The sequence below is a fragment of the Mesorhizobium sp. CA16 genome (assembly GCF_020165175.1).
Taxonomy (GTDB): Bacteria; Pseudomonadota; Alphaproteobacteria; order Rhizobiales; family Rhizobiaceae; genus Mesorhizobium.
The window spans coordinates 43915-50898 of record NZ_JAIUHP010000026.1; the positions used below are offsets into that span (position 1 = coordinate 43915).

Below are 6984 nucleotides of genomic sequence, written 5' to 3' on the forward strand. Positions count from 1 at the left end.
CGCGGCCGGACATTCGAGACCCGGCATGATCCTTGCTCCCGGCCTGCAGTGGCCATCGCCGGGTAGAGCGGCGTGCGGATTTGGCATGAAGTTCCTTCCGCGCTTTGAAAGGTCCGGTGCTGAGCGGACTCGGGGTGCAAGGTGGAAAGATAGCAATGCGCATAGCCTGCGTTCATCAGGGCTACGAGCTCTATGGTTCGGACCGCAGCTTCGCGGAGAGCGTGGCTGCGCTGCGCGCCGCGTTTCCGGCCGCCGAGATCGAGGTCGTGCTGCCGCGCGAGGGACCGATTGTCGATATCCTCAAGCCGCATGCCAGCCGCATCGTGTTCGAGCCGCTCTGGGTGCTCAGGCGCCAGGCGATGCTCAAGCTCGCCACCGTCGAGATGGCGCGATTGCCGGCGGCGCTCTGGCGGGCCTGGCGGCGCATGCGGGGCAGCGACCTGACCTATATCAACACCTCGATCATCGCCGATTATGCGCTGGCCGCGCGTCTCCTGCCACGCAAGGCGCTGCTGCACATCCACGAGATTCCCGAGGGCGTCCTGCGCAAGGTGCTTGTCGCGCTGATGCGCTGGAGCAAGGCGGATCTTATCTTCAACTCGCGCGCAACGCGCGCCACCTTCGGCGATCCGCCGGCCCTCGATGCCAAGGGGCGGCGCACGCATGTCGTCTATAATGGCGTTGCCGGTCCCGTCGCGGCACTGCCGATGACTTATGACGGCAACCGGCCGCTCAAGGTCCTGCTGCTTGGCCGCGTCAACCGCATAAAGGGGCAGGAGGTGCTGCTCGAAGCCGTCGCCTCGCTCCCCGCCGAGTTGCGCGACCGTGTCGAGGTCCGCCTCGTCGGTGGCGCCTTCGAAAGCGTCGAGCGCGAGCAGGCGTTGGCCGAGCTGGTTGGGCGCATGGGCCTGACAGGGCATGTCGAGGTGCTGCCTTTCGTCTCCGACCCAACTAACCATTATCGCTGGGCCGACATCGTCGCGGTGCCGTCGCGTCGCCCGGAATCGCTCGGCCGCGTGGCCATCGAGGCGATGGGCTGGGGACGGCCGCCGCTGGTCTCGGCGATCGGCGGACTGGTGGAAGTGGTGGCCGACGGCGAGACCGGCTGGCATGCGCCACCGGGCGACGCGGTCGTCCTCGCCGGCAAGCTCGGCGAGATCATCCTGCGGCCGGATCTGTGGCGCGGCTTCGCCGCCGCCGGTCGCGCGCGCTACGAGGCGCTCTTCAGCGAGCCGATCGCCGCCGCCGCGATCGTGGCGATCGTGGCCGACAAGCTGAAGGCGACGCCGCCGCGGCAGGGGCGGGCGCGTGTCGCCCGCGAGGCGGAGACGAGCCCGTGAAGTTTACCTTCCCGGCCCATCTGGTGCGGCGCCTCATATTGATGATCGGCGGCGAGGCGATGCAGAGCGGCTTCCACTTCGCCCTGAACATCGCGCTGCTGCATCTTTTGTCGGCCGAAGGTTACGGGCTCTTCGCGCTGGCCATGGTGATGGGCGGCGTCGGCTTGTCCTATATCCGTTCGCTCACCGCCGTTCCCGCCACCATATGGATGAGCAAAAGCGCCAACAGCGCCGGCGTCGACGCCTACGACGTGACCTTCGGATCGGCGGCGCTTGTGGTGGCGCTGCTGATGGGATTGGGCACCGGGCTGCTGATGCGCCTCCTGGGCGACCCGAGCGGCATCGGCGCCGCCTGCTTCGTCGGGGCCTGGTCGCTGCGCAGCCATATGCGCACCGCCTTCTTCGCGCGCCGCATGCAGCTCGTCGTCTCCATCAGCGACGCCGCGTTCACGATTGCGGGCATACTGCTCGCAGGAGCGGCGATCTGGTTCTTCGCGGACGCGCTTCAGGTCACCTTCTACGCGCTTGCCGTGGCCAATGTGGTCGGCATCGCCGTGCTGGTGAGACTGGCGCGCCGCAGGCTGCGCATCTCCTTTCGTGCGCCGACCTTGCGGCGCTATGCAAAGCTCTGGCCGCAGCTTCGCTGGTCGGGGTTCAGCGCCACAACCACCAACATCCAGGGGCAATCCCTGGCCCTGCTGGTCGCGGGCATTGCCGGACCCGCGGCCTATGCGCCGCTGGCGGCGGTGCTGGTGCTGTTTGCGCCGCTGCGCATCTCCAGCCTTGCCTTCTCCAACATGACCCAGCCGGAACTCGCAAAGCTGGTGCGCAACAAGGAGTTCGACCGCGTGTGGACGCAGGCCAAGATATGGGCGCTTGTCATGGGGCTCGGCAGCCTGGCCTATGGTTGCGGCATCCTGTTCATCTTGCCGATGATCAAGTCCCAGGCCCTGCAGCATGCCTCGGTCGGCCTGATCGGGCTTTTCGCCATCGCCAACTTCGTGCCGATCATGGCCTATATCATGCCGCGCGTGGTCCTTGAAATTCTTGGCGATTTCCGCATCGTCGCCTTCATCACCATGGCCGGCGCGATTATCGGGCTGGCGGCGATCGGCATCCTGTTGGCCGTCGCCCCGCCGACATGGTCGCTGGCCGGCGCCGCGGTGTCCGAGACCTTTGTGCTTGTGGCCTCCTGGTATTTCGCTGCTCACCGTATGTGGAACGCCAAGCACCCGAACGAGCAGCGCCCCAGCGTGTTCGGCGCCTGGCGCCGTGCGGCCACGCTGGCAGTGCAGAGACGATAGGAGAATGATGTGGCAAGCCAGGCAATGCCGATGGCCGCGATGACGACCGGCTTGGTCGGCGATGAGGCTGCAGTGCACGCCGCCGGCGGCGCTTATGTGGCGCAGCTGCACACCAGCCTCGAAGCGGTCAAACCGCTCTGGCTGCGTCTCGAGACAGAGGGCGTGTGCACCGGCCACCAGCATTTCGCCTGGGCCGAAGGGATCGTCGAAGGGCTTGTGCCGCCAAAAGCCGATCTCGCCATCGTCGAGGTGAGGGACGCCGCCACGGGCGAGCTGAGAATGCTGGTGCCGTTGATGCGGCGCCGTGCATTCCAGCATTGGGTGATCGAGTGGCTGAGCTGCGGGGTGTGCGATTATTCCGCGCCGTTGCTCGCCGACGCGACACCCTGGACCAGGCAATCCGCCGAGGCCGCATGGGCGGCGGTGCTTTCCGTACTGCCGCCGGCCGACCGCATCCATATCGTCGGTATCCCGAAGCAGATCGGCGGCATCGCCAATCCCCTGGCGCTGCTTTCTCCGGCGCGCGATTCCGTACATTCCCACTACGGCATCGCCATGGATGGCGACGCCGAAACCGTCGTCAAGCGCATCTGTCGCCCGTCCTTCGTCAAGGCGCTCAACAAGGACCTGCGCCGGCTCGATCGCAATGGCGGCCTGGCCCTGGTCGAGGCCGACACGCCAGCCCTGGTGGATTCCACCTTCGACAAGCTGGTCGAGATGCGGCTTAGCCGTTTTCGCGAGCTCGGCCGCTTCGATCTGCTGGCGCAGCCGCCGGTCGTCGATTTCTACCGCAAGGCCGCGCATCGCGGCCTGACCGACGGTTCGGTGCGGATCTTTGGCCTGCGCGCTGGCGACGTGACGGTCGCGGTCCAATATCTGGCGGTCCATCTGGGCACCCTGCACGCGCTACTGGTCGCGATCGACCAGGGTGCGGTTCCCAATGTCTCGCCGGGACTTTGCATCATGGGCGAGCTGATCAGATGGGGGCGCGGGCAGGGGTTCGACTATTTCGACCTGTCGGTCGGCAACCAGAGCTACAAGGAACATATGGGCGCAGTGAAGTCGGTTCTGTCCGAACTTTGCTACGGCATCACGCCGATGGGCATGGCGGCGAGCGAGGCCATCAAATACCGTGGCTGGGGTGTGGCTTTCGTGCGCGCCAACCCGCGCCTGTTCAAGGTCGCGCAGGAGGCGATGCAGCGCTGGCGGCGGCTGCGTGCGGGGCGGTGAACGGGCCGCCTTCACCCGGCAAATTGACTCACATCCCGCTCTCCGCCATCCTTATGGGCAGCCGCTGTCGGAGCGGCAGCGTGCTCGAGTGAGGCCATGGCCAGTCCCGTTGCCAGAGAAAAGTCCCGCCGCGCCGCGGTGAAGACCGCGCTTGAGCGCCACAAGGTCTATGTCACCGCGCAGCGCTTTTCCGGCGGCTCCTACAGCGCCCGCGTGCTGGTCGATGGCGAGGCCTACTGGGTCGACGAGTTCCGGCTTTCGCAACTGAGGCAAGGGCTGACGCCGGCGGAGCTGGAGCTGACGCCGGCTGTAGACGATTGAGGGTGGCGCCTCTCGCAGCGCGCTGGGAATCTGAGATGCTGGCGGGACAGCACCCCCCTCTGTCCTGCCGGACATCTCCCCCTCAAGGGGGGAGATTGGCTGTCACGCCGGCTTTCGCCAATCGCCGACGGTGTAAGGGGAGCGCGAACGCGCGGTCTGCTAATCTCCCCCCTGGAGGGGGAGATGTCCGGCAGGACAGAGGGGGGCGCGAAGGAACGAGGCGTTTGCCATTGTCCCGTCTGCGCCTCGGAACTTAGTTCATGCCCGCCAACCTCAAACCCTACCGCGCGAAGCGCGAATTCTCCCGCACCCCCGAACCGGCAGGCACCCTGTCCGCCGGTGCCGGCAACCGCTTTGTCGTTCACAAGCACCACGCCACCGCCGACCATTACGATCTGCGCCTGGAAGTCGGCGGCGTGCTCAAAAGCTGGGCGGTGCCGCGCGGGCCCTCGCTCAATCCGGCCGACAAGCGCCTCGCCGTCGAGACCGAGGACCATCCGATCGAATATATCGATTTCGAGGGCGTCATCCCCGAGGGCGAATATGGCGGCGGGCCGATGATCGTTTGGGACACCGGTACCTGGGCGCCGATGGAGGATGTCGAGAAAAGCCTCAGGACCGGCGCGTTCAAGTTCCGGCTGGCCGGGCAAAAACTCAATGGCGGCTGGATGCTGACCCGGCTGAAGCCGAAGCCGGGCGAGGATGAGAACAAGAAGAACTGGCTGCTCTTCAAAGAGCGCGACCTCGCCTCCGATACAAAGCTCGACATTCTCGATGCGCGCCCGGAAAGCGTGAAGACCGGCCGCCGCATCGAGGAACTGGCGGCGCCGCCGAGGAAGCGCGAGCGCCTGCCGCCGAAAGCCGGAACGCTCAAACCGGGCGAGCTGCCCGGCGCCGTTAGGGCCGAGCCACCCGCCCGCATCGAGCCGCAACTCGCCAGCCAGGTGCCTAAGCCGCCGGGCGGCACGAGCGTTGCCGAGGACACGGGCGAGCTCTGGTTGCATGAGATAAAGTTCGACGGCTACCGCACCATGGCGCATGTCGTGGGCGGCGAGGTGCGGTTGATCACCCGCGGCGGCATCGACTGGACGAAACGCTATGGCGATCTGCCGCAGGCCTTTTCGCGGCTGCCGATCGGCCAAGCAATCATCGACGGCGAGATCATGGTGCTCGACGACAAGGGCATCTCGCGCTTTGCGCTGCTGCAGGACGCGCTGGCCGAGGGCGCCGGCTCCAAATTGCATTTCTACGCCTTCGACCTGCTCCATCTCGACGGCTGGGATCTGCGCAAGGTGCCGCTGCAGAAGCGCAAAGCCCTGCTCGCCGAGCTGCTCGCCGGTCAGCCCGCCAATTCCGCCATCCAGTACAGCGATCATGTCGAGGGCGACGGCCAGGGCCTGTACGATCAGGCTTCGGACCTTGGGCTGGAAGGTGTCGTCTCCAAGCGCGCCGATGCAATCTACCAGAGCGGCCGCACCAAGAACTGGACCAAGGCCAAGGCGCAGAAGACGGACGATTTCGTCATCGCCGGCTATACCGTCTCCGACCAGGCGGAAGGGCTGGCGGCGCTCGGCATGGCTGAATTCGAAAACGGTGAACTGCACTATCGCGGCAAGGTCGGCACCGGTTTCGACGCAGACATGGCGACGGACCTGCTCGCCCGTCTGGAGCGGCTGACCGCCGGCGCGACCCCGCCCGAAGGCGTGCCGCGCGAGATCATGCGCGAGATGCATTGGGTGAAGCCGCTGCTGTCGGCACGCGTCCGCTATTCGAACCGCACCGCCGACAATGCGATCCGGCACGGCGTCTTCCGCGGGTTGCGCGATATCGGCGGGCTGACCACGCCGGTGCCGGTCAAGCGCAAACGGCTGATCGCCGAATCCGACCTCGCCACCATCTGGGTCACCAATCCGGAGCGGCGGCTATTCGGTAGGACCGGGCCAACAAAACTCGACATCGCGGTGTATTACGCGCTGGTCGGCGATTTCATGCTGCCGCATATCATCGGCCGACCGGTGTCGCTGGTGCGCTGCCCGACTGGCAAGCCGCAGGACTGCTTCTTCCAGCGCCACGCCTTCACCGGCATGCCGCCTTCGGTTGCCGTGTTCGAGTCGATCAATTCGGAAGGCGAGACAAAAACATATCTCTCGGTCGAGGACGCCAAGGGCTATCTTGCACTGGCGCAATTCGGCGTGGTGGAATTCCACACCTGGGGCACGCACCGGTCAAAACTCGACAAGCCCGACCAGATCGTCTTCGACCTCGACCCGGGCGAGGGGATTTCCTGGCGCGAGGTGGTTGAAGCCGCGGTCCACATCAAGGCCGGGCTGGAGAGCCTGGGACTGGTCCCATTCGCCAAAACCTCCGGCGGCAAGGGCATCCACATCACCGTGCCGGTGACCCGAAAGCAGAACTGGAAGAAGCTGCACCAAGCTTCGAGCGCGATTTCCACTTTGCTGGCGGCAAGCGCGCCCGACACCTTCACCACCACGATGGGCAAGGAAAACCGCAAGAAGCGCATCTTCATCGACTTCCACCGCAACGCCCGCGGTCACACCTCCGCCGCCCCCTATTCGCTGCGCGCCCGCACCAATCTGCCGGCCTCGACGCCGGTGAGCTGGACCGACCTGGAGACGATCGACGCGCCGGAGGACCTGAATTACGCCTCGCTGCCGGGGCTGTTGGAGACATCTGGTGATCCCTGGGCGGAGATCGACGAGGCGGCGCGGGATTTGCCTGTGTTTGAGCGCTAGTTCCTCGCCCCCACAAAGTGGGGGAGAGGTGGCTCG

At 66.1% G+C, this 6984-nt stretch carries 5 protein-coding genes; all 5 read left to right on the forward strand.

The window, feature by feature from the left end; genetic code table 11:
- The first annotated feature begins 155 nt into the window (after positions 1–155).
- The 5 genes from LB525_RS26230 to ligD all read left to right on the forward strand — a co-directional run bounded on the left by LB525_RS26230 (position 156) and on the right by ligD (position 6948).
- Positions 156–1340, forward strand: a complete 1185-nt coding sequence (locus LB525_RS26230; RefSeq protein ID WP_224548981.1) for a glycosyltransferase family 4 protein — start codon at positions 156–158, stop codon at positions 1338–1340.
- Positions 1337–2644, forward strand: a complete 1308-nt coding sequence (locus tag LB525_RS26235) for a hypothetical protein (RefSeq protein WP_224548983.1) — start codon at positions 1337–1339, stop codon at positions 2642–2644. Before LB525_RS26230 ends, LB525_RS26235 begins: the two co-directional genes overlap by 4 nt.
- Positions 2645–2653: 9 nt before the next feature.
- Positions 2654–3874 (forward strand): GNAT family N-acetyltransferase, encoded by a 1221-nt coding sequence (locus LB525_RS26240; RefSeq protein ID WP_411971052.1) that lies wholly within the window; start codon positions 2654–2656, stop codon positions 3872–3874.
- Positions 3875–3970: 96 nt separating this feature from the next.
- Complete coding sequence (locus LB525_RS26245; protein WP_140840603.1) at positions 3971–4195, forward strand: hypothetical protein; 225 nt, start codon at positions 3971–3973, stop codon at positions 4193–4195.
- Positions 4196–4455: 260 nt separating this feature from the next.
- Complete coding sequence (gene ligD / locus LB525_RS26250; RefSeq protein WP_224548985.1) at positions 4456–6948, forward strand: DNA ligase D; 2493 nt, start codon at positions 4456–4458, stop codon at positions 6946–6948.
- Positions 6949–6984: the final 36 nt, after the last annotated feature.